The sequence below is a fragment of the Parahoeflea olei genome, from assembly GCF_001703635.1.
In the GTDB taxonomy this organism is placed as follows: Bacteria; Pseudomonadota; Alphaproteobacteria; order Rhizobiales; family Rhizobiaceae; genus Hoeflea; species Hoeflea olei.
Map to the genome: position 1 here is coordinate 447,991 of NZ_LQZT01000012.1, position 21,100 is coordinate 469,090.

Consider the following 21,100-nt stretch of genomic DNA (forward strand, 5'->3'; position numbering starts at 1 on the left):
GATGGTCCGCCTTGTCAGGCGTGACGGATTTCGGTGCCGAGCACCTTCAGGCATTCGCGCATGAAGGCGGCGAGTGCCGTCCAGCCCTTGGCCGAGACCATGGTGCCGTCGACATAGGCGTCGGTGGGCGACAGGTCGATGAAGGTTCCGCCGGCCAGCGTCACTTCCGGCTCGCAGGCGCCGAGCCCGGCCACCTTCTTGCCGCGCACCACGCCGTCGACCGCGATCAGGATCTGCACGCCATGGCAGATGGTGAAGATCGGCTTCCTGGCCTCGTGGAAATGGCGCACGATCGCCTGCACGCGCTTGTCGGTGCGGATATATTCCGGCCCGCGCCCGCCGGCGCAATAGACCGCGTCATAGCTGTCGAGCTGCTTTTCCGCCTCCGAGAAGGTCTTGTTCAGGGTGACGTTGTGGCCGAGCTTTTCGGTGTAGGTCTGGTCGCCCTCGAAATCATGCAGTGAGGTGCGCAATATATCGCCCGCCTTCTTGTCTGGACAGACCACATGGACCGTATGTCCAACAGCCTCCATGGCTTGTTCGAACACAAAAATCTCATATTCCTCGGTAAAATCGCCTGTCAGCATCAGTATTTTCTTGCCTGGCATGGGGTTCCTCCCGGTTTGGACCGCACTGTGTTACGTGTGTCAGGTAAAATTGGTCCGACCAGTACTTAAATCGGCAATCGTCCGGCGGTCAAGGGGAAGGGGCCATGACGGCGTACCATCGGGCGGCCGGCGGTGCGTTTTACGGCTTTGAGGCTTTCCTGAAGTCGCGGTTTGCTGTCTGATCGGGCGAGCCACCATGGCTTGAACAAGGGAGAGGACCGGGCATGAAGCTTTACGACGGAGGGCGGGCGCCGAACCCGCGGCGGGTCAGTATTTTTCTGGCCGAGAAGGGCATCGAAATCGAAAAGGTGCCGGTCGATATGGGGCAGATGGGGCACCGCTCGGCCGAGGTCACCGCGCTCAATCCGCTGCAGCGGCTGCCGGTGCTGGTGCTCGATGACGGCACCGTGCTCTCAGAATCGGTGGCGATCTGCCGCTATATCGAGGAGCTTCATCCCGAACCGCCGCTGATGGGGACGGATGCCCGGGACAGGGCGATCGTGGAAATGTGGAACCGGCGGATGGAGCTGCATTTCCTGGCCTGCGTCGCCGCCGCCTTCCGTCACACCCACCCGGCGATGGTGGAGTGGGAGGTGCCGCAGCTGCCGGACTGGGGCGAGGCCAACCGGCCCAAGGCGCTCGCCTTCCTGGAATGGCTCGACACGGAACTGGCCGGGCGCGCGTTCATCGCCGGCGACCGCTACACGATCGCCGACATTACCGGCCTGGTGGCGTTCGACTTCATGAAGCCGGCGCGCATCGCCCGGCCCGAGCATCTCACCCACGTCATGCGCTGGTATCGTGCGGTTTCCTCGCGGCCGAGCGCGCAGGCGTGAGCGGCCCCGGCGGCCGGGCGGGCGATGCGGGGCTCGAGCGCCTGCTTCACGCCATTTCCGGGTGCCGGATCTGCCGCGACCACCCCGCCGGCGGGCCGGCGTATGCGCTGCCGCACGAGCCGCGGCCGGTCTGCTTTGCATCTGCTGAGGCGCCGATCCTGATCGCGGGCCAGGCGCCGGGCACCCGGGTGCATGCGAGCGGCAAGCCCTTCACCGATCCCTCCGGCGACCGGCTGCGGGATTGGCTCGGCGTCGATGAGGCGCGGTTCTACGATCCGGCGCGGTTCGCGATCGTGCCGATGGGCTTCTGCTTTCCGGGGCTCGATGCCAAGGGCAGCGACCTGCCGCCGCGCCGCGAGTGCGCGCCGGCCTGGCGGGCAGAGGTGATGGCGGCCATGCCGCAGCTCAAGCTGGTTCTGGCCATCGGACACTATGCGCAGGCCTGGCATCTGGGGCCGCTGCGGCAAAAGACCATGACCGAGACCGTGCGCGACTGGCGCGCGATCTTGGCTGCGACCGAACAGGGCGTGGCGGTGCTGCCGATGCCGCATCCGTCCTGGCGCAACACCGGCTGGATCCGCAAGAACCCGTGGTTCGAGAGAGACCTCCTGCCCGAACTCAAGGCGCGGGTGCATGCGCTGATCGGCGGTTAGCGCGAAATGCAGGTTCTCGGGCACGAAATTCTGCTCCGTGACCCTGCGTAAGAAGATTATTCTTTGTCGGGCGGTGCGATTGGCGGTATCAGGGAGGAAATTCTACTTCCGGAGCCTTTCATGGATCGTCTCGACCGCAAAATCCTTCGCCTGCTGCAAGAAGATTCCACGCTCGCCGTGGCCGAGATCGCCAAGAAGGTGGGGCTGTCGACCACGCCCTGCTGGCGGCGCATCCAGAAGCTCGAGGAGGACGGCGTCATCCAGCGCCGTGTGGCGCTGCTCGATCCCGCGGCGATCAACGCCAAGGTGACGGTGTTCGTCTCGATCCGCACCAATTCGCACTCCAACGAATGGCTCAAGCGCTTCTCGGAGGTGATTTCCGAATTTCCCGAAGTCGTCGAATTCTACCGGATGAGCGGCGACGTCGATTATCTGCTCCGGGTCGTGGTGCCGGACATCGCCGCCTATGACGCCTTCTACAAGCGGCTGATCGCCAAGATCGAGATCCGCGACGTCTCTTCCTCCTTCGCGATGGAGCAGATCAAATACACCACCCAGTTGCCGCTCGACTATATCCAGCTCGCCAAGGAGCCTGGCAGCTCATCCTGAGGAGTGCCCCTCAGCGGTTAAGTCAGGTGGCGCGCCCAAGTGTTTGACAAGGAACGGTTTTCGGCGCTTGGTCAGCGCGGCCGCTTGCGTTCGATCGCCGCCAGGATCTTGTCCGAGGTGAGTTCGCGCACGGCATCCTTGCCGATCCAGCGTGCGGTCTTGTCGTCGGAGGCTGCGAGCTTCTGGGCGAGTTCAAGCGCAGGGGCATGGCAGGCGGGATTGCGCTTGCCGATGTTGCGCAGCGCCCAGTTGACCGCCTTGCGCACGAAATTGCGCGGGTCGGTGGCGTGACGCTCGATCAGCGGCAGCAGGCCGATCAGGCTCGCATCCGGTTCGTTTTTGAGATGCACGGCTGCGCCGGCGATCATGGCGAAGGCGGTGCGGCGGACGAATTCGCGCTCGTCGGCGGCAAAGGCGGGCACCAGCGCGGCCTCGAGCCGCGCTTCGACGAACAGGTCGGCTGCCGTATCGACGATTTCCCAGGAGTTGAAATCCGCGGCCAGCTTCCAGGCCTCAGCCTCCGTGAGGCGTTTCGGATCGAAGGTATAGATCGCCAGCATCCGGGCCTCGCGGATGCCGGTGTCCCACAGCGCGAAAGCGCGCGCATGGTTCCGTCCCACCGTGCGCGCGAGTTTCTGCATCACCGGATTGGAAATCCCGAGGGCCCGCTCGGTGACAATTCCGTAGCGGGCCATGCCGGCGATATTGGCCTCCGAGCGCAGCGTCTCGAGATGCGCGACGATGTCGTCCGTGTCGGAGGCCGGGCCGGGCATTACTTGTCGAGCCGCTTGAGCAGGGCGGAGGTGTCCCAGCGCTGGCCGCCCATGGCCTGGACATCGGCATAGAACTGGTCGACCAGCGCGGTCACCGGCAGGGTCGCGCCGTTGCGGCGGGCTTCGGTGAGCACGATGTCGAGATCCTTGCGCATCCAGTCGACGGCGAAGCCGTGGTCGTATTTGCCCTCGATCATGGTCTTGTGGCGGTTTTCCATCTGCCAGGAGCCGGCGGCCCCCTTGGAGATCACCTCGATCACCTTTTCGATGTCGAGCCCGGCCTTCTTGCCGAAATGGACGCCTTCGGCGAGACCCTGGACCAGACCGGCGATGCAGATCTGGTTGATCATCTTGGTGAGCTGGCCGCTGCCGACGGGGCCCATCAGCCCGACCATGCGGGCATAGGCGTCGATCACCGGGCGGGCGGCCTCGAAGGTCGCCTGGTCGCCGCCGACCATGACCGTGAGCACGCCGTTCTCGGCGCCCGCCTGGCCGCCCGAAACGGGGGCATCGAGAAAGCCGCAGCCCTTGTCGGCGCAGGCACCGGCCAGTTCACGCGCCACTTCCGCCGAGGCGGTGGTGTTGTCGATCAGGATCGCGCCCTTCTTCATCCCATGCAGGGCGCCGCCCGAGGCGAGCGTGACGGCGCGCAGGTCGTCGTCATTGCCCACGCAGGTGAAGACGAAATCGGCGCCGGTCGCGGCCTCGGCCGGGGTGGCGCAGGCGGTGCCGCCGAACTGGTCCGCCCATTTTTCGGCCTTCGCCGCGGTGCGGTTGTAGACGCGCACGTCATGGCCGCCCTTGGTCTTGAGATGACCGGCCATGGGATAGCCCATAACGCCCAGACCAATGAATGCTACAGTTGCCATATCGTCTGTCCTTTTGTCGCTTAGACGCTTTACGCATGACCTTGTTGCACGTTACGTAAAGCGGATCGTCCGCCCGAGCGGCGGGTTCCGGGAGGGGACTTAAACCAATGTTGCGTATCGTCAAAGGGCTTATCAAGCTCATTCTCGTGCTTGTGCCGATCGCGGTGATGGCCGCGGGTGCAGGAATGCTGTGGATGTCGCGCTCGCAGGCGCCCGCCGATGGCGAGATGCGGATCGCGGGCCTCGATGGCGACGTCACCATCACCCGTGACGCCAACGGCGTGCCGCATATCAAGGCCAAGACCCGTGCGGATGTCGCGGCAGGCCTTGGCTTCGCGCATGCCCAGGACCGGCTGTGGCAGATGGAAGTGAGCCGCATGGCGGGGCAGGGGCGGCTGTCGGAACTGTTCGGTTCGGCGACGGTGGAGACCGATGTCTGGCTCCGGACCATGGGCATTCACGAGGCGGCGGTGGCCTCGCTCGACGCGATGGACGCCGAGACCATGGCGATGCTCGAAGGCTATGCGCGCGGCATCAATGCCTGGATCAGCCGCGAGCCGCGGGCGTTCTCCTCGGCGCTTCCGCCCGAATATGTGATCCTCGGTGTCCAGCCCGAGCCGTGGACGCCGGCGCACACGCTGACGGCGATCAAGATGATGTCGATCTCGCTTGCGGAAAACATGGGCGACGAGGCACTGAGGCTCGGCTTTCACAGGCTTGGGTTTTCCGAGGCCGAGATCCAGGACCTGTTGCCCTATCTCGATGTCGACGCGCCGCCGCCGATGCCGGACCTGACCGCGCTTCTCGGGCTCGATCCGGTGCCGCTCGGCGAGACGGCGATCACCGCCGATGCATCCGGCTCCTTCGCAGGCATCGAGGCCGTCACCTCGTCCGGCGCATCCAACAACTGGGTGATTTCCGGCGAGCGCACCGAATCCGGCGCGCCGATCGTCGCCAATGACCCGCATCTGGCGTTGATGGCGCCATCGATCTGGTATCTCGCCCATCTCGAAGTCACCGACGAGTTCGACGCGCCGCGGCACCTGATCGGCGTGTCGCTGCCGGGCACGCCCTATGTGCTGCTGGGCCGCGGCAGCGACATCGCCTGGGGTTTCACCAACACGGCGACCGATGCGCAGGACGTGTTCGTCGAGCGCGTCAATCCGGACAATCCCGACGAGTATCTCACGCCCACCGGCTGGACGCCGTTCGGCCAGAAGCAGGAGACGATCCGCGTCAAGGGCGGAGACGACCACAGCTTCACCCGCCGCTGGACCCGGCACGGCCCGGTGCTGCCGGCAAGCTACAAGCATTTCGACAAGCTGTTGCCGGAAGGCACGGTGGCAGCGCTGCAATGGGTGGCGCTCGCCCATGACGACACCACGGCGATTGCCGGCACCCGGCTGATGGCTATGCGCTCGGTCGAGGATTTCCAGGCCGGGTTCGACGCGTTCCTCACGCCGATGCAGTCGATGGTGGTGGCCGACAAGGCCGGCAATATCGGTTTCGTCGCCGCCGGCCGGGTGCCGCGGCGCGATCCCGCCAACCAGCTGATGGGGCGGGCGCCGGCGCCGGGCTGGAACGCGATCTATGACTGGCGCGGCTATGCGCCTTACAGGGATTTGCCACGCGAGACCAATCCCGAGGACGGGCTGATCGCCACCGCCAACACCAAGATCGTCGGTCCCGACTACCCGATCCACCTGACCTTCGACTGGGAGGAGCCCTACCGGCAGAACCGGATCGAACAGCTGATCAACGGTGCCGACGAACCGCAGACGATGGAACGGTCGCGCGCGGTGCAGGCCGACGTGTTTTCGCCCGCCCTGGCAGGCATCAAGCCGATGATGCTGGCCGCGCTCGCGGACCAGGACCTGAGCGAGGAGCAGCGCGCGCTGGCCGATCAGCTTGCCGCCTGGGACGACACCATGGTGCGCGAGCGGATGGAGCCGCTGCTGATGCTCGCCTGGGTGCGCCACTTCATGATCGACACCTATCAGGACGATCTTGGCTTCCTGTTCAAGGACTGGTTCCGCGCGCGCGGCAAGGTGCTCGAAAAGCTGCTTGCCGGCGACACCGCCCGCAACTGGTGCAATGTGAAGGGTACCGGGAGGGAGGAAAGCTGCGACGAGATCCTCGCAAAATCCTTGGGCGACGCGATCGCCGATCTCAAGACGCGCTATGGCGGCGATCCCGAGGGCTGGACCTATGGCGCGGCGCATTATGCCAAGGGCGCGCACCGCCCCTTCGGCGAAGTGGATGTGCTCAAGCGCTTCTTCAATGTCGAGGTGGCGAGCGGAGGCGGACCGTTTACGCTCGACCGGGGCCGCACCCAGCTCCAGGACGACCGCGACCCCTACGCCAACACCAATGCCTCGAGCTATCGCGGCATCTTCGATCTGGGCGATCTCGACCGCGCCACCTATATCCAGACCACCGGCCAGTCGGGCAATGTGTTTTCGGGCCATTACAGCGACTTTGCCGGGCTCTGGGCCGATGTGAGGTCGATCGAGATCCCGTCCACCGGCCCGGTTGACGTGGAAGGCGTGTGGCGGCTCACGCCGGAGTGACGGGCAGGGAGCGGCAGTGAGAATGATCGCCAAGGGACTGGCCATCCTGCTGGTCGTGGCTCTGGTGCCTCTGGTCTGGCCGTGGATGAAGCACTATGGCGCAAGTCCCGTGGCCGGCTACGTAGTCGGCGTGTTGCTGTTCCTGCTGATCCTGTTCGTCGCCAGGCGGCTTTAGGCGCGGAAATCCTGGGGCGGGCATCGCGGGCAGTGCCCGAGGGTTTGACGCGGCCGCGGTCGGGCAATCCATCGAGACCGCGTGCGAGGTATGCTGCAGTGCGGGGTGCGACTCGCACTGGCTTGGGTCGCGATCCGGCGCCGGTGGGCCGCCGGAAACTCGGTAACGGCCAGCCGCCAAGCCCCTCGAGCCCTCGGCAAATTCGCCGATTTCGCTGCGATTGTAACGATTTTTCACATTTTTTTCCTTTGATTTGGCGAAGTTAGCCGAAAGAAAGGCGGCCATCTGTTGCAAGATTTGCTACACTATTCGGGGTCAGGCTTTCTGATGAAGCGCAGAAGCTACTGAGGTTTCACTGCGGAACGGCGGCGAAAAACAATGCATCGCCGAGCCTCCCTGGCTCCCTGATTCTGGCGTCATCCCGGCTCCAAGGGTTCCAATTGTCGCTGCAGCGCGGTAGACCCCACGCCATGACGATAAAATTGAAAGTTGAAAACGTCTCCAAGCTGTTTAATGACAAGCGTGGGGAAGGTCTCTCGCTTCTCAAACAGGGGCGAGCCAAGGACGAAATCTTCCGCGACATCGGCGTCACCGTCGGCATCGACAATGTCAGCTTCGAGGTCAACGAGGGCGAGATTTTCGTGATCATGGGCCTGTCGGGCTCGGGCAAATCCACCCTGGTCCGGACGCTCAACGGGCTCATCAAGCCGACGATGGGCAAGATCATGATCGGCGGCGACGATGTCGCCAGTTGCGATGCGAAGCGACTGAGGGAGATCCGCCGGCGCGAGATCACAATGGTGTTCCAGCATTTTGCGCTGTTCCCGCACAAGACGGTTGCCGAGAACGTGGCTTTCGGACTGCGGGTGAGGGGCCTCGGCAAGGACGAGCGGCGGCAGGCGGCCATCGAGGCGCTGGCGCGCGTCGGGCTTCAGGATCACGCGGACTCGATGCCCGACCAGTTGTCGGGCGGCATGCAGCAGCGGGTGGGACTTGCGCGCGGGCTTGCCACCGACCCCGAGATCCTGCTGATGGACGAGCCCTTCGGCGCGCTCGACCCGCTGATCCGGCGCGAGATGCAGGACGAGCTGATCGTGCTGCAGAAGGAACTCAAGAAGACCATCATCTTCATCACCCACGATCTGAACGAGGCGCTGCTGCTCGGCGATCGCATCGCCATCATGAAGGACGGCGCCTTCGTGCAGGTCGGCACCGCGCAGGACATCGTGTCCCATCCGGCCGATGATTATGTCCGCGCTTTCGTGGCCGATGTCGACCGGTCCCGCGTCTTCACGGCCTCCGACATTGCCAAGGACGCCGATCACATCCCGGTTCACACCAAGGCCATCCGGGCGCTGGCGGTGATGGACAAGGCCGGTGTCGACCTCGCTCATGTGGTCGATGCCAAGGAAATGCTGGTGGGCGCCGTCACGCGCGAGACGCTGGAGGCCGCCAAGCCCGATACTCCGGTCGCCGACCTCATGGACACGGATGTGCCGAGCGTTTCGGGCGAATCCTATATCAACGAAATGTACACGGCCGCACAGTCCGGCGCGCCGATCGCGGTGACCGACGAGGACGGCAAGTTCGTGGGCTCGATCGAGCCCGCCTCGATCTTCGGGCATCTGGCCTCCGACGAGAGTGCCGGCGACGACGAGGACGGGACAGCGGATGACGCCCTTCCGCCGCAGCCCGCTGCACCCGAACCGCTGGGGTCGGACGTGCGCGATGCCAAGCAGGAAAGGCCCAATCAATGAGCCCGTCAGATCTTCTGATCCTTCCCTTCGAGGACTGGATCAACGCCTTCGTGCGCGGTTTTCTCGTGCCCAATTTCCGCCCGCTGTTCCGCGCCCTGCAGGTGCCGGTCAACGAGGTGCTGCAAGGTTTTGACGCCTTCTTCGCCTGGGTTCCGATGCTGGCGGTCACGGCCGCCTTCGCGTTGCTCGCCTGGCGCGTCGTCGGCCGCGGCATGGCGATCGTCACCATTGTCGGCTTCTGCTTCATCGACATGATCGAGCTGTGGCCCGAGACCATGACGACGCTGGCCATGATCATCACCTCGGTCTTGTTCTGCACCGTGATCGGCGTGCCCATCGGCATCCTGGTGGCGCGCTCGGACCGGGCCTGGAAACTCACGCGGCCGATCCTCGACATCATGCAGACGGTGCCGAGCTTCGTCTATCTGGTGCCGATCGTGATGCTGTTCGGTGTGGGCATGGCGCCCGGCATCATCGCCACCATCATCTTCGCGCTGCCGCCGATCATCCGCATGACCAATCTCGGCATCCGCAACGTGCGTGGCGACCTGATCGAGGCGGCCGAGGCCTTCGGCGCCACGCCGACGCAGACGCTGCTCGAAGTGCAGGTGCCGCTGGCGATGCGCACCATCATGGCGGGCCTCAACCAGACGCTGATGCTCGCCATGTCGATGGTGGTGATCGCCGCGCTGATCGGCGCGGGGGGACTTGGCCTCGTCGTCAACACCGGTCTCGGACGCCTCAATGTCGGCCAGGCCACGGCCGGCGGCGTCGGCATCGTCATTCTCGCGATCGTGCTCGACCGCATTACGCAAGGCTTTGCCGAGCCCGGCAAAGGCCAGAAAACGGGGCTGATCGCGGCGCTGAAGAGCTTCGTGAGCGGCCAGACCGTCGAGCCCGCGTCCCAGACCTATTCAGACAAGACGGCCTGAGTGCCGCCTTCCTCCGGGCCGCCGGTCCGGAGTCAAAAGGTGTGGTTTGCGCATGATTTTGGCGCGGACCCCCAAAACACAAGCAAAAAGACGGAGACCTAACCATGGCTTACCGAATTCGCACACTCACCGCCGCCGCAGCGCTTCTTGCCGCAGCCGGCATGTCCGCCGCCCCGGCTATCGCCCAGGACAAGCCGGGCGAGGGCACCACCATCAAGATGTCGCAGGCGAGCTGGGACACCGGCTGGTTCCATGCGGAAATCTACAAGCAGCTGTTCGAAACGCTCGGCTACGAGGTGTCCGGCCCGACCACGCTCGACGCGCCGGCCTTCTACCAGTCGGTTGCCCAGGGCGACATGGACCTGTGGGTCAATGGCTGGTTCCCGCTGCACGAGACCTTCGCCCCGGCCTTTGAGGGCTCGGCTTCGATCGTCGGCGCCGTCGCCAAGGGCGGCGCGCTGCAGGGCTACCTGATCGACAAGGCCGCCGCCGACAAGTTCGACATCAAGACGCTCGACGATTTCAAGCGCCCTGAGGTCAAGGAAGCCTTCGACCGCAACGGCGACGGCAAGGCCGATCTCGTCGCCTGCCCGCCCGGCTGGGGCTGCGAAGTGACGATTTCCAAGCATTTCGAGGACTACGACCTCGGCGACGACATCAACCCGATCAAGGCCGGCTATTCGGCCTCGATGGCGGATGCGATCGCGTCCTATGAAGCCGGCGAGCACATCCTGTTCTACACCTGGACGCCGAACTGGACCGTGAACGAGCTGCAGCCCGGCAAGGACGTGGTCTGGATCGAGGTGCCGGAGCGCGAGGGCGTGGAAGCCCCGGCGGCCGCCGAGGGGCTCGACACCTGCGTGGCCGATCCGTGCTCGATGGGCTTCGTCGCCAACGACATCGTCCCGGTCGCCAACAACGCCTTCATCGAAGCCAACCCGGCCGTCAAGGTGCTGCTTGAGGAAGTCAAGATTCCGCTCGAGGACATCTTTGCCCAGAACGCGGCCATGAACGCCGGCGACGACGACATCAAGGCCCAGGCCACCGCCTGGATCGCCGACAACCAGGAAGCCGTCGACGGCTGGCTCGAAGACGCCCGCGCCGCCGCGAAGTAAGCCATATCTTCGCGGGGCGCGTCCCCGCGGACCGCACCAGAGGAGGGCCGGGCACGATCGTGTCCGGCCCTTTCTCATGGGTCCGCGCACGCCGCGCCTTTGGACGTGCTCAAGCCCTTGGGAGGTGGCCGCGACTAAGCACGGAAGATGGAAGGCCATTGCCTTGCGCGTAAGCCTTGGGATTGGGGATGGCGAAACCGTCGCCGGCACATGAGGAAATGCAATATTGTCAAGGGCTTTGGGTGTATTGCCTCCAGGTTGCCCGTTGTCAGACGGCGAGAGGCGGTGATCGGAGGGCAGGGCCTGCAGGAAGAAGGTCTGTTTGACTTTTGTGTTATGCCAAAATAACGTTATGGAGACTTATGTGCTCAGGAGATGACGTTATGGCGACAGCGATCCAGGTTCCCCGTGCCGCCCGCAAGGAGCTTCTGGTGCTTGGCGAAAGCATCCGCGTTGCCCGTTTGCGCCGGAAGCTGACGGCCGAGATCGTGGCCGAACGCGCCGGAACGACCCGGCAGACCGTGGCGAGAATCGAGGCGGGCAATCCCGCGGTCAAGATCGGCACCTATGCCGCGGTGTTGCAGGCGCTCGGGCTCCTGAAAGGATGGGGGGAACTCGACGATCCGGTCGGCGAGCAGATTTCCCTCGATGAGCTTCCCCGACGGGCGAGGCTGAAGAATGGTTGAGGTCTGGATCGACTGGAAGGGCTTGCGCCGCGTGGGCACGCTGCATCGCATCTCCGGGCGTGGGCGGGAGCGCGTCTCCTTCACCTACCATGAGGGGTGGCTCACGGATGAGAACGCTTTTCCGCTGTCCCCGGACCTGCCGCTGGGAGCCGGGCAGTTCGTGCCTGGCGCTGGGCAGGACATGCTCGCGCCGCTCGGCGATTCCGCCCCGGATACCTGGGGGCGCACCGTCATGCGCCGCTATGAGGGGCGCGCGGCGGAGGCAGAGGGGCGCCGCCCGAAAACACTGCAGGAAGCCGACTATCTGCTGGGCGTCAACGACGAATCTCGGCTCGGTGCGCTGCGCTACAAGCTCGATGAAGCCTTCCAGGCGCCGCAAGGGGTCGGCGTGCCGGCGCTGCTCAGTCTCGGCGACCTGCTCCAGGCGTCCCAGCGTGTGATGCGCGGGGAAGAGACGATCAAAGACCTCAGCCTGCTGTTCGCGCCGGGAAGCTCTCTGGGCGGCGCCCGGCCGAAGGCCAGCATTCTCGATCAGCACGGATGCCTGTCCGTCGCAAAATTCCCCAAGGAGACCGACGCCTATAGTGTCGAGCGTTGGGAAGCGGTCGCGCTGGGGCTTGCCAGGCGGGCCGGGATCACGGTGGCCGATCACACGCTCGAGACAGCCGGCGGCAGGCCAGTGTTCCTGTCGCGTCGGTTTGATCGGAATGAAGAGGGCAGGATCCCCTTCCTATCGGCGCTGGCAATGCTCAACGGGCGGGACGGGGAGAGCTACAGCTATCTCGATCTCGCGGATGTGATCACCTCGGAAAGCGTGACGCCCGACAAGGATCGCCGCGAGCTTTTCCGGCGGGTTGCCTTCTCCATTCTGGTGACGAACCTGGATGACCACATGCGCAATCACGGGTTTTTACGGGGGAACGGCGGCTGGTCTCTCTCGCCTGCCTACGACATCAACCCGGTGCCGCACCAGCCACGCGTGCTCAGGAGCTATGTCAGCGACGACAATGCGGACGCCAGCATCGAACTGCACCGGTCCCAACACGAGAACTACCTTCTCGGTGCCGGGGAGGCCGATCAGATCATTGCGGAGGTCGCCAACGCCACGCGGGCCTGGAAGGACGTCGCTCGAGCTCTGGGTGCACCGGAGCGCGAGATCAGGGAGATGACCTCGGCTTTCGAGCACGCAGATGCCGACCTGGTGAGGTAACGGCCAGTCCCGGGCGCGAACTCACACCCCGTAGCGCGCGAACTTCTGATGAGGGGCGTTCCGGTCGACTTGGCATCCGGTCGAAGGGTATCGCTCTGCCATGTCCGGTCCAGTCCCGGTACGGTCGCGATCAAGAGGCATTTTCTCTCGGGCGCGTGAACCGGGTCTCCGCTCACCCCTTCCGCGCCACATAAAGATGCCCGGCGATCGGCAGGCCCTGTTCGTGGCGGACGACGATATTGGTTACCTCAACGACGGCGAAGCCGTTCGCCTCGAGGGCCTCGCGGACATAGGCTTCGGTGTGGGCGAAGCGCTGGTAACGGCCGACCGTGTAGGGCCGGCCTTCGAAGTCGGCGTCGGGCAGCGATTCGCTCGAAAAGCAGAGCAGCGCGCCGGGCAGGGCGTTTTTCGCGGTCGCCGCAAACAGCGGCTCGAGCGCGCCCAGATAGGGCAGCACGTCGGTGGCGGCGATCAGGTCGAAGGGGTCGTCGTCATTGTCTTCGAGATAGTCGATCGCGTCGGCCACGTAGAGCGTGTCGTAGAGACCCTTTTCGTGGGCGATCTCGACCATGTTTTCGGCAAGGTCGACGCCGGTCGCGTCATCGGCCATGTCCTCGAGCGCGCCGCCGGTCAGCCCCGTGCCGCAGCCGAGATCGAGCATCCGCTCGAACGAGGTCTCGCCAAGCTCGATCAGCCGCTGCCTCAGAAGCATCGGCACATGGTAGCCGAGATCCTCGACCAGCACCTTGTCGAACACGTCCGCATGCTGGTCGAACAGCGTCGCCACATAGGCCTCGGGCGCGCGCTTGGGCACGCTCCCGCGCTTCATCGAGGCGAGGCGCACGCAGGCGCCGCCGTGGTCGTCGGGATCGAGCGCCAGCACTAGCGTATAGGCTTCGGCGGCGGCGTCGAAATCGCCCGCCTTTTCCAGGGCCAGCGCGCGGTTATAGGCATCGGCAAGCGCGTCGTCGTCGGTCTTCTTGGCCATCACTTCGGTCTCCACTCAGCTTCGGCCCTCCATAGACCAGCCGCGCGGGGATTACAAAGGGGGCGGCCGGGCGGGGCCACGGCTAGCGCTTGAGGTGGCGGGTCAGGCGCTGTTCGAGCTTGGCCCAGATATTGCGCAGCGTCTCGACGATGACGAGGTAGAACACCGCCGCCCAGATATAGATCTGGAAGTCGAAGGTCCGCGAATAGGCCCGTCGCGTCTCGCCGAACAGGTCGAATACGGTGACGATGGCGACGATCGCCGAGCCCTTGATCATCAGGATGATCTCATTGCCATAGGGGCGGAGCGCCACGATCATCGCCTGCGGCAGCACCACGCGGTGGAAAGTCTGGAACGGGGTGAGGCCGAGGGCCGCCGCGCCTTCGTGCTGGCCGCGCGGCACGCTTTCGATGGCGCCGCGCAGGATTTCGGCCTGGTAGGCGGCGGTGTTGAGCGTGAAGGCGAGCAGCGCGCAATTCCAGGCGTCGCGGAAGAACACCCAGAGGCCGAGGGCATCGAGCTGGTCGCGAAAGCTGCCGAAGCCGTAATAGATCAGGAACAGCTGCGCGATCAGCGGCGTGCCGCGAAAGAAATAGACATAGCCATAGGCGAAGCTGGAGAGCAGGCGGTTTTTCGACATCCGCCCGAAGGCAATCGGCACCGACAGGAGCGCGCCGAGCGAGATCGAGATCGAGACCAGCGTCAGCGTCACGCCAAGTCCGGAGACGAGCTTGGGGCCGTAGGTGGCGACCTTGTCGGGGTCCCAGGCGCCGACGAGCCAGGCAACGAGCGCGATCCCTGCGAGGATCCAGAAGCCCAGGAGCACGGCGCCGAGGATGTGCAGGCGGGTCCACTCGAAGGGCGGCGCGGGCGGCGCCGGCTGCGGCGGGATCAGTTCCTTCACCACGGGAGGCGATCGCCAGCAGCAGGAACAGAAGGCAGGCGATGCCATAGAAGAAGAAGGCTTCCTTGGTCACCTTCGCCGCCACGCCCGACCAGCGCAGCGTATCGCCGAGACCGATCACCGAGATCAGCGCGGTGTCCTTCAACAGGTTCATCCACAGATTGCCGAGCCCGGGAAGGGCGATGCGGATCAGCTGCGGCAGGATGATCAGGCGCATGGTCTTGCCGGACCTGAGGCCCAGCGCGTTGCCGGCCTCGTACTGGCCCTTGGGGATCGCCTTGAAGGCGGAGGACAGCACTTCCGATGCGTAGGCCGAGAACACCAGAGACAGCGAAATGGTGCCGGCGACGAAGGAGTTGATCTCGAAACCCTTGTCATAACCGAGCGAGAGCGCTGCCATGCGCACGGCGATCTGCAGGCCGAAATAGATCATGAAGATGGTCAGAAGCTCGGGCAGGCCGCGGAAGATGGTGGTGTAGATATTGGCGGAGATGCGCAAGGGGCGCACATCGGTCTGTTGCGCGAGCGCGATGAACAGTCCGATCATGAGCCCGATCGGCAGCGTGCAGACGGCAAGCGCCAGCGTGACGAAAAAACCGCCCGCCACCTCGTCGCCCCAGCCACTGTCGCCGCAGGAGAGAAGCGATCCCTCCGGCAGAAGGTTGAGCACGCCCACGGGTCCGCAAAACGGATCGAACAGTGCGATGAAAGAGTAAAGCTCGGTCCAGAGCGAGGCTGTCGGTTCCATGCGATCCCCTGTGCCCTGCCGCATTGCCTGCGGTCTTGGCGTGGAAACGGCGGGCGAAACCTCGCCCGCCGTTCGGTCCGGTCGCTTATCCGCGCATGGCCGGATCAGTCGCCATAGACATCGACGTCAAAATACTTGTCGTTGATGGTCTTGTAGGTGCCGTTCTCGCGGATCGCGGCGATCGCGGTGTTGAACATGTCTCTGAGCTCGGTCTCGCCCTTGCGGATGGCGATGCCGGCGCCCTCGCCATTGATCACCGGGTCGTTCTTGAGCGTGGCCAGCAGCTTGCAGCAGGCGCCGTCGTCGGTCTTCAGCCATTCGGTGATGACGATCACGTCGTCGATCACGGCATCGACGCGGCCCGAGGCGATGTCGAGCTTGTATTCATCGGGCGTCGGATAGAGCTTGAGCTCTGCAGAGGGGAACTTTTCCTCGGCATAGTTCGAGTGGGTGGTCGACGACTGCGCGCCGATCAGCTTGCCGGCCAGCGCCTCGTCGGTGGCTTCGGTCAGCGTGCTGTCCTTGGGCACGGCCACGGCCGGCGGGGTGTTGTAATACTTGTTGGTGAAGTCCACCTTCTCCTTGCGCTCGTCGGTGATCGACATCGAGGCGATGATGGCGTCGAACTTGCCGGCGACCAGCGCGGGGATGATGCCGTCCCAGTCCTGGGTCACGAACTCGCACTCGACCTTCATTTCGGCGCACAGCGCATTGGCGATGTCGATGTCGAAGCCGACCAGGCTGCCGTCGGATTCCAGGTTGTTGAAGGGCGGATAGGCGCCCTCGGTGCCGATGATGACCTTCTTGATTTCGGCCTGGGCGGCCGTGCCCATGGTCAGGGCGAGCGCAGCCGCGGAGACTGCAAGGGTGAAACGTCTGGACATACGCATGGGTTACCTCTCTGTTGGCCGGATCGCAGCTTGTTGCCGCTGCATTCCCTGATGTTGGCGGTCTCGGTGGCCGCCCTGGCGGCGATACTCCCACTGATTGCGCGCCGATTGCAACAGGAAAAGGAGCTTACCCAAGGCCAAGTCGCGTCAGTCGTGAATTTCAACCGGCGCGATCCGACGCCGTGGCGGCAAGCCGTTCGGCATGCGCAAGATCGGCGGGGTCGTTGATGTTGAAAAACGGATCGCGGCCGAGTGGATCGGAAAAATCCACCTCGGCGAGGTCGAGCCGGCGCATATAGGCGGCCATGCTGAGGTCATCCGTCGCAGCGAGGTAGCGGTCGAGATCGTCGTGGAGGGCCGTCGGCCAGAGCGCCACCACCGGATGCCGGCGTCCGGACGAGCAGGCGACGCGCACCGCCATCGGGGCCTGTGCGGCGGCCGACAGCCGGGCACAGAGGTCATGCGGCAGGAACGGGGTGTCGGCCGGTGCGACAAGCATGTGGCTTGCGTTGCGCGCGCGCCCGGCGCGCAGCAGCGTCTCGATGCCCGCCAGCGGGCCGCGATAGCCCGCATGGCTGTCGGCGACAATATCGAGGCCAAAGCCGTGGAACCGCTCGGGCGCGGTGTTGGCATTGATGACCAGCCCCGCGGTCTGCGGCGCCAGACGCGCGATCACATGCGCGACCAGCGGTTGGCCGGCCAGGTCGGCGAAGGGCTTGTCGAGTCCCTGCATGCGCAGGCCGCGGCCGCCGGCCAGTATGCCGCCCCAGATCCTCATGATGCGTCCTCGATACGGGCTTCGGGGGCGAGGCTGCGCTCGACCCTTATCACATAGAGCGTCGACAGCACGCCGAGCAGGCTGGAGACGAGCATGATCAGGATCAGCGGGTAGGGGCCCGAGGTCGGCGTCAGCGCCGCGCCCGCCATCGACGACAGCACCGCGCCGCCGCCGATCGTGATCGCGCCGCCAAGCCCCGAGGCGGAGCCCGCGAGATGCGGGCGCACCGAGACGATGCCGGCATTGGCGCTCGGCAGCGTCACGCCGTTGCCGACGCCCAGAAAGAAGATCGGGCCGAAGAAGGACAGCGGATGCGAGAAACCCGCGAGGAACAGCAGCAGCGACAGCGTCATGCCCAAGGCCGCCACCAGGCAGCCGGCGGCCATCATGCGGTTGATGCCGACGCGCTGGGCAAAGCGGCCCGACAGGAAATTGCCGCCCATGTAGCCGAGCGCGGTGATGATGAAATAGAGCCCCAGTTCGGAGGCCGACATGCCGAGAATTTCGGTGGCCACGAAGGGGCCGCCGCCGAGGAACGAGAAGAAGGCGCCCGACGCGAAGGTGGCCGTCAGCGTGTAGCCCCAGAACCGGCGCGAGCGGAACAGTTCGGGATAGGCGCCAAACTGCTTGAGCATGCTGGAGGAGCGGTTGAGATTGGTTTCGCCGAGATCGGCGAAGGTGAGCGCCAGGCCGGCGAGGCCGAACACGAACAGCAGCGCGAAGGTCGACTGCCAGCCGAAGATCTCGTCGAACAGACCGCCCAGCGCCGGGCCGATCATCGGCGCCAGCGTCATGCCCATGGTGACGTAGCCGATCATGGACGCGGCACGGTCGGCATCGACGATGTCGCGGACGATCGCCCGGGACAGCACCATGCCCGAGACCACCGCTGCCTGCACCATGCGGATGGCGAGGAAGGTCTCGATGGTCGGGGCGAAGGGCGCAAGCGCGGTCGCGATGAGGAAGATGACGAGGCTGGCGATCATCACCGGACGGCGGCCGAATCGGTCCGAGAGCGGGCCGACCACGAGCTGCAGCAGGCCGGTGATCGCGAGATAGCCGGAGATCGCCAGCTGTACCAGCGCGTAGTCGGCCCCGTAATAGGCGGCGATGCTCGGCATCGACGGCAAAATCAGGTTCATGGTCAAGGCGCTGAGCCCTGCCGCGATCACCAGGGTGAAGATGTGCGGCGGGGTGGCGCGGTCGAGAAAGATCGCTTTTTTCATGGCGCCTGTTTTGTGCCGTGGCGCGCGCCGATGCAAACGAAATCACGCGATGTGGCGCCGGGTCGGCGATTTCGCGCCGGGCGTTGCGCGGTTGACGATGGCTTGCCGAGCCGGCAGGGCTTTCACCTTCGTGCCCGGCTTTTGTTTTGCATCCCCCTTAATCCTTGGGGCATTCCTTGTTAAGATCCGCTAATATTCCGGATGGATAATGCGGACGAGGGCGCATGATCTGCGTCGATGAAACCAAAGGCGGCTTTATGCCAGGCGCAGGAGATGCTGATCAGTGCCCGTTTTGCAATGCGCCCTGGGGCGAGTGCAGGCATGTCCAGCTTCTGCTCGACTGGGAGTCGGGCGCCCTGGCGCGCGAGGCGCAGGAAACGGCCGGCTCCGGCGCGGGCGCAGCGAGCGGAGAGCCGGGCACGCAGCCGTCGGCGGCGCAAGCCGCGGCTTCTTCCGCCTCCCTGCCGACAGGAATTGCTCCGGCTGACAAGGGCCCGGGTCGCCCCGGCTGATCTGCCGGGCATCGCCTGCGGCCGCGCGGAGGATGGCTCATGATTTCGAAGGTGTGAGTTCCGATCCCTTGCTGCGCTGCCGCCTGGGGCAGGCCGGTTCGAGCGGCAGCCAGGGCAGGGCCAAGGCTCTCGCGAGAAACGGCCCGGAGCGTCCAGCCTCAAGGCGAAGGAAGGCCTTTGGCTCAGGGCGAATGCCGGACCGGCGCGTGGCTTGCGGGCATCTCGTCGCTGCGGATCCGCTCGCGATAGAGCGTGTAGAGACCCGAGCCGATGACGATCGCGGATCCGACCAGGGTATAGGTGTCGGGATAGTCGCCGAAGACGACGATTCCCAGGGCCAGCGCCCACAGCAGGCTGGTGTAGCGGAACGGCGCGATGAAGGAGATGTCGCCCTCGCGCATCGAGCCGACGATGAAATGGTAGCCCACCAGCAGGAGGCAGGCGGCAAGGCCGATCAGGCCGAGTTCCGGGGCGCTGACCGGGTCCCAGCCGCCTGTCGGCCAGATCAGCACGAGCCCGGCCAGCGTGACCGCCACCGCCGTTACCGTGGACAGGAACAGCGAGGGGATCTCCGGGTCGACCTTGCGGGTGGCGATGTCGCGCATGGTGGCAAACAGCACCGTGCCGACGATCATCAGCGCATAGGGCGAAAACCCGTCCAGCCCGGGGCGGATGACGATCAGGATGCCGATGAAGCCGGCGATGATCGCGCCCCAGCGACGCCAGCCGACCGGCTCGGCCAGGAACAGCGCCGCCCCCATGGTCACGGCCAGCGGCAGGCCTTGCAGGATGGCCGAGGCATTGGCCAGCGGAATATGGGACAGGCCGATCAGGAAGGTCAGCGTGCCGCCCAGTTCGCCCACGACCCGCAGCATGACCCACGGGTCGGCGGCACGGCGCCACGATCGCATCGCGCCGCGATGGCGGGCGAGAAGATAGATCAGCACCGAGGCGACCACGCCGCGCATGAAAATCAGCTGGGCGACGCCGAGATCCGCGGTCAGCAGCTTGGTGATGGCATCGTTGAACGTGAATCCGGCCATTGCCAGGGACATGAACAGCGCGCCGCGCATATTTTTGGACAGGGCCATGATGGTTCCGGTTTTCCGCCGGCTGTGAATCGCTGGCCTTGCTGGCATACTAGCATTTCAGGAAGCCCCGACCCAGCGTCGGGACAGGGGCAAACCATCAGCGATTGTGATGGATCGGGCTTTCGCGCGCGGGACGGCTCAGCCGCCCGTCACACTCATGTGGCGGGAGACGGCTGGCTGCCGGGTGGTGCGATCGATGATGAAATCGTGGCCCTTGGGCTTACGGCCAATGGCCTCGTCGATGGCGGCCGAGAGCAGCTCGTTGCCTTCGGAGGCGCGGAGCGCGCTGCGCAGGTCGGCGGCGTCTTCCTGGCCCAGGCACATGTAGAGCGTGCCGGTGCAGGTCAGGCGCACGCGGTTGCAGCTTTCGCAGAAATTGTGGGTCATCGGCGTGATGAAGCCGAGCTTGCCGCCGGTCTCGCGAACGGTGACATAGCGCGCCGGTCCGCCCGAATTGAAGGGAATGTCCTCGAGCGTGAAGCGGTTTTCGAGATCGGCCCGGAGCTTGGACAGCGGCAGGTAACGGTCGGTGCGGTCCTCGCCGATCTCGCCCATCGGCATGGTTTCGATGACGGTCATGTCCATGCCTTCGCCATGGGCCCAGGCAAGCATTTCGGGAAGCTCCGTGTCGTTGAAATCCTTGAGCGCCACCGCGTTGATCTTGATCTTGAGGCCCGCTGCCTGGGCGGCGCGGACGCCCTCGAGCACCTTGTCGAGATCGCCCCAGCGGGTGATCTGGCGGAACTTGTCGGGATCGAGCGTGTCGATGGAGACATTGATGCGGCGCACGCCGCAGTCGCGCAGTTCGGAGGCGAAGCGGGCGAGCTGCGAGCCGTTGGTGGTCAGCGTCAACTCGTCGAGACGGCCCGCATCGACGTGGCGGCCGACCTGGCGGACGAAATGCATGATGTTCTTGCGCACCAGCGGTTCGCCGCCGGTCAGCCGGATCTTGCGGACCCCCTTGTCGATGAACACCGCGCACAGCCGCTCGAGTTCCTCGAGGGTGAGGAGATCCTTCTTGGGCAAGAAGGTCATGTTTTCCGCCATGCAGTAGGTGCAGCGAAAATCGCAGCGGTCGGTGACCGAGACCCGGAGATAAGTCACCTCCCGGCCAAAGGGGTCAACCATCGCCGGATTTGGGGTATGTGGCATTGCGGGTGGTCCTTTGTC

The 21,100-nt window shown here is 65.1% G+C and carries 20 protein-coding genes and 1 pseudogene; 10 read left to right on the top strand and 11 right to left on the bottom strand.

The genetic code is table 11. The features are described 5' to 3' along the window. Positions 1–14 precede the first annotated feature (14 nt). The gene (locus tag AWJ14_RS10670) at positions 15–608 is read right to left on the bottom strand and encodes a DJ-1/PfpI family protein (RefSeq protein ID WP_066178290.1); all 594 of its coding nucleotides are present in this window, start codon (positions 606–608) and stop codon (positions 15–17) included. Between the two features lie 224 nt (positions 609–832). Between AWJ14_RS10670 and AWJ14_RS10675 the strand changes: the two genes are divergently transcribed. The 3 genes from AWJ14_RS10675 to AWJ14_RS10685 all read left to right on the top strand — a co-directional run bounded on the left by AWJ14_RS10675 (position 833) and on the right by AWJ14_RS10685 (position 2,706). Then, entirely contained in the window at positions 833–1,444 is a 612-nt protein-coding gene (locus tag AWJ14_RS10675; protein ID WP_066178292.1) for a glutathione S-transferase, read from the top strand. Further along, positions 1,441–2,097 (top strand): uracil-DNA glycosylase family protein, encoded by a 657-nt coding sequence (locus AWJ14_RS10680; RefSeq protein WP_066178295.1) that lies wholly within the window; start codon positions 1,441–1,443, stop codon positions 2,095–2,097. Before AWJ14_RS10675 ends, AWJ14_RS10680 begins: the two co-directional genes overlap by 4 nt. A 120-nt stretch (positions 2,098–2,217) precedes the next feature. Further along, positions 2,218–2,706, top strand: coding sequence for an Lrp/AsnC family transcriptional regulator (locus AWJ14_RS10685; RefSeq protein ID WP_066178298.1), 489 nt, complete (start codon positions 2,218–2,220; stop codon positions 2,704–2,706). 71 nt (positions 2,707–2,777) lie between these two features. Here AWJ14_RS10685 and AWJ14_RS10690 read toward each other — a convergent pair whose 3' ends face one another. Beyond that, complete coding sequence (locus AWJ14_RS10690) at positions 2,778–3,479, bottom strand: DNA alkylation repair protein (RefSeq protein WP_066178301.1); 702 nt, start codon at positions 3,477–3,479, stop codon at positions 2,778–2,780. Then, a complete protein-coding gene (locus tag AWJ14_RS10695; RefSeq protein ID WP_066178304.1) occupies positions 3,479–4,348 on the bottom strand; it encodes an NAD(P)-dependent oxidoreductase in 870 nt (289 codons plus the stop codon). The genes AWJ14_RS10690 and AWJ14_RS10695 overlap by 1 nt, the downstream gene beginning before the upstream one ends. Before the next feature lie 107 nt (positions 4,349–4,455). Between AWJ14_RS10695 and AWJ14_RS10700 the strand changes: the two genes are divergently transcribed. The 7 genes from AWJ14_RS10700 to AWJ14_RS10725 all read left to right on the top strand — a co-directional run bounded on the left by AWJ14_RS10700 (position 4,456) and on the right by AWJ14_RS10725 (position 12,793). Continuing rightward, positions 4,456–6,918, top strand: a complete 2,463-nt coding sequence (locus tag AWJ14_RS10700) for a penicillin acylase family protein (protein ID WP_066178307.1) — start codon at positions 4,456–4,458, stop codon at positions 6,916–6,918. Between the two features lie 22 nt (positions 6,919–6,940). Continuing rightward, positions 6,941–7,093 (top strand): hypothetical protein, encoded by a 153-nt coding sequence (locus AWJ14_RS22405; protein WP_171904857.1) that lies wholly within the window; start codon positions 6,941–6,943, stop codon positions 7,091–7,093. Between the two features lie 482 nt (positions 7,094–7,575). After that, complete coding sequence (locus AWJ14_RS10705; protein WP_066178310.1) at positions 7,576–8,850, top strand: betaine/proline/choline family ABC transporter ATP-binding protein; 1,275 nt, start codon at positions 7,576–7,578, stop codon at positions 8,848–8,850. Beyond that, the gene (locus AWJ14_RS10710) at positions 8,847–9,782 is read left to right on the top strand and encodes an ABC transporter permease (RefSeq protein ID WP_066178313.1); all 936 of its coding nucleotides are present in this window, start codon (positions 8,847–8,849) and stop codon (positions 9,780–9,782) included. Before AWJ14_RS10705 ends, AWJ14_RS10710 begins: the two co-directional genes overlap by 4 nt. 104 nt (positions 9,783–9,886) lie before the next feature. Then, the gene (gene proX, locus AWJ14_RS10715; RefSeq protein WP_066178316.1) at positions 9,887–10,897 is read left to right on the top strand and encodes a glycine betaine/L-proline ABC transporter substrate-binding protein ProX; all 1,011 of its coding nucleotides are present in this window, start codon (positions 9,887–9,889) and stop codon (positions 10,895–10,897) included. Between the two features lie 383 nt (positions 10,898–11,280). Next, entirely contained in the window at positions 11,281–11,583 is a 303-nt protein-coding gene (locus AWJ14_RS10720) for a helix-turn-helix transcriptional regulator (protein WP_066178321.1), read from the top strand. Continuing rightward, on the top strand, positions 11,576–12,793 hold the full coding sequence (locus AWJ14_RS10725; protein ID WP_066178324.1) for a type II toxin-antitoxin system HipA family toxin: 1,218 nt from the start codon (positions 11,576–11,578) through the stop codon (positions 12,791–12,793). The genes AWJ14_RS10720 and AWJ14_RS10725 overlap by 8 nt, the downstream gene beginning before the upstream one ends. Positions 12,794–12,965: 172 nt before the next feature. Here the strand turns inward: AWJ14_RS10725 and AWJ14_RS10730 are convergent, their stop codons facing one another. From AWJ14_RS10730 to moaA, 8 genes and pseudogenes are all read right to left on the bottom strand, one after another. Continuing rightward, positions 12,966–13,781, bottom strand: coding sequence for a class I SAM-dependent methyltransferase (locus AWJ14_RS10730; protein WP_066178327.1), 816 nt, complete (start codon positions 13,779–13,781; stop codon positions 12,966–12,968). A gap of 82 nt (positions 13,782–13,863) precedes the next feature. Next, positions 13,864–14,733: an ABC transporter permease gene (locus AWJ14_RS10735; RefSeq protein WP_066178329.1), complete on the bottom strand. Its 870-nt coding sequence runs from the start codon at positions 14,731–14,733 to the stop codon at positions 13,864–13,866. After that, positions 14,690–15,433 (bottom strand): annotated as a pseudogene (locus AWJ14_RS21890) (ABC transporter permease); the annotation flags it as partial. The pseudogene AWJ14_RS21890 and the gene AWJ14_RS10735, both read right to left, overlap by 44 nt. Positions 15,434–15,537: 104 nt before the next feature. Further along, entirely contained in the window at positions 15,538–16,323 is a 786-nt protein-coding gene (locus tag AWJ14_RS10745) for an ABC transporter substrate-binding protein (RefSeq protein ID WP_066178338.1), read from the bottom strand. Positions 16,324–16,483: 160 nt separating this feature from the next. Beyond that, the gene (gene mobA, locus AWJ14_RS10750) at positions 16,484–17,101 is read right to left on the bottom strand and encodes a molybdenum cofactor guanylyltransferase MobA (protein WP_066178342.1); all 618 of its coding nucleotides are present in this window, start codon (positions 17,099–17,101) and stop codon (positions 16,484–16,486) included. Further along, complete coding sequence (locus AWJ14_RS10755; RefSeq protein WP_066178344.1) at positions 17,098–18,327, bottom strand: multidrug effflux MFS transporter; 1,230 nt, start codon at positions 18,325–18,327, stop codon at positions 17,098–17,100. The genes mobA and AWJ14_RS10755 overlap by 4 nt, the downstream gene beginning before the upstream one ends. Before the next feature lie 694 nt (positions 18,328–19,021). Beyond that, a complete protein-coding gene (locus AWJ14_RS10760; RefSeq protein ID WP_066178347.1) occupies positions 19,022–19,930 on the bottom strand; it encodes a DMT family transporter in 909 nt (302 codons plus the stop codon). Between the two features lie 138 nt (positions 19,931–20,068). Next, positions 20,069–21,082, bottom strand: coding sequence for a GTP 3',8-cyclase MoaA (gene moaA, locus AWJ14_RS10765; RefSeq protein ID WP_083220179.1), 1,014 nt, complete (start codon positions 21,080–21,082; stop codon positions 20,069–20,071). Positions 21,083–21,100 lie beyond the last annotated feature (18 nt).

What these genes read in the sequence shown, in the direction of transcription:
- AWJ14_RS10670 (WP_066178290.1), bottom strand. Translation starts at nt 608, where the DNA reads ATGCCAGGCAAGAAAATACTGATGCTGACAGGCGATTTTACCGAGGAA.
- AWJ14_RS10675 (WP_066178292.1), top strand. Translation starts at nt 833, where the DNA reads ATGAAGCTTTACGACGGAGGGCGGGCGCCGAACCCGCGGCGGGTCAGT.
- AWJ14_RS10685 (WP_066178298.1), top strand. Translation starts at nt 2,218, where the DNA reads ATGGATCGTCTCGACCGCAAAATCCTTCGCCTGCTGCAAGAAGATTCC.
- AWJ14_RS10690 (WP_066178301.1), bottom strand. Translation starts at nt 3,479, where the DNA reads ATGCCCGGCCCGGCCTCCGACACGGACGACATCGTCGCGCATCTCGAG.
- AWJ14_RS10695 (WP_066178304.1), bottom strand. Translation starts at nt 4,348, where the DNA reads ATGGCAACTGTAGCATTCATTGGTCTGGGCGTTATGGGCTATCCCATG.
- AWJ14_RS10700 (WP_066178307.1), top strand. Translation starts at nt 4,456, where the DNA reads ATGTTGCGTATCGTCAAAGGGCTTATCAAGCTCATTCTCGTGCTTGTG.
- AWJ14_RS22405 (WP_171904857.1), top strand. Translation starts at nt 6,941, where the DNA reads ATGATCGCCAAGGGACTGGCCATCCTGCTGGTCGTGGCTCTGGTGCCT.
- AWJ14_RS10710 (WP_066178313.1), top strand. Translation starts at nt 8,847, where the DNA reads ATGAGCCCGTCAGATCTTCTGATCCTTCCCTTCGAGGACTGGATCAAC.
- proX (WP_066178316.1), top strand. Translation starts at nt 9,887, where the DNA reads ATGGCTTACCGAATTCGCACACTCACCGCCGCCGCAGCGCTTCTTGCC.
- AWJ14_RS10720 (WP_066178321.1), top strand. Translation starts at nt 11,281, where the DNA reads ATGGCGACAGCGATCCAGGTTCCCCGTGCCGCCCGCAAGGAGCTTCTG.
- AWJ14_RS10725 (WP_066178324.1), top strand. Translation starts at nt 11,576, where the DNA reads ATGGTTGAGGTCTGGATCGACTGGAAGGGCTTGCGCCGCGTGGGCACG.
- AWJ14_RS10730 (WP_066178327.1), bottom strand. Translation starts at nt 13,781, where the DNA reads ATGGCCAAGAAGACCGACGACGACGCGCTTGCCGATGCCTATAACCGC.
- AWJ14_RS10735 (WP_066178329.1), bottom strand. Translation starts at nt 14,733, where the DNA reads ATGGCATCGCCTGCCTTCTGTTCCTGCTGCTGGCGATCGCCTCCCGTG.
- AWJ14_RS10745 (WP_066178338.1), bottom strand. Translation starts at nt 16,323, where the DNA reads ATGCGTATGTCCAGACGTTTCACCCTTGCAGTCTCCGCGGCTGCGCTC.
- mobA (WP_066178342.1), bottom strand. Translation starts at nt 17,101, where the DNA reads ATGAGGATCTGGGGCGGCATACTGGCCGGCGGCCGCGGCCTGCGCATG.
- AWJ14_RS10755 (WP_066178344.1), bottom strand. Translation starts at nt 18,327, where the DNA reads ATGAAAAAAGCGATCTTTCTCGACCGCGCCACCCCGCCGCACATCTTC.
- AWJ14_RS10760 (WP_066178347.1), bottom strand. Translation starts at nt 19,930, where the DNA reads ATGGCCCTGTCCAAAAATATGCGCGGCGCGCTGTTCATGTCCCTGGCA.
- moaA (WP_083220179.1), bottom strand. Translation starts at nt 21,082, where the DNA reads ATGCCACATACCCCAAATCCGGCGATGGTTGACCCCTTTGGCCGGGAG.